Below are 223 nucleotides of genomic sequence, written 5' to 3'. Positions count from 1 at the left end.
CGTTGGTGCCGACACTCTCACGGGTGCACTCACCCGCGAAGCCGGCGAGAACGTGGGCCGCTACACCATCGATGCCTCCGCGCTGGCCAACGGCAACTACGTCGTCACTGCGATCGATGGCGTGCTCACCATCGACCCGCGGGCGATCACCGTCACCGCCGACAGCCTCGCCAAGGTCTACGGCAATGCCGACCCCACCCTCACCTGGTCGGTGACCGAAGGC

1 protein-coding gene is annotated in these 223 nt (G+C 67.3%); it reads left to right on the top strand.

Going from position 1 to position 223, the window contains the following annotated elements; genetic code table 11:
- The coding region (locus ABE487_RS17260) for an MBG domain-containing protein (RefSeq protein ID WP_346452930.1) at positions 1-223 on the top strand (223 nt) is incomplete at both ends.

This window comes from Luteimonas sp. TWI596 (assembly GCF_039674105.1).
Taxonomy (GTDB): Bacteria; Pseudomonadota; Gammaproteobacteria; order Xanthomonadales; family Xanthomonadaceae; genus Luteimonas.
The sequence above is the reverse complement of the archived record's forward strand: the minus strand, read 5'-3'. Positions and strand labels throughout refer to the sequence as shown.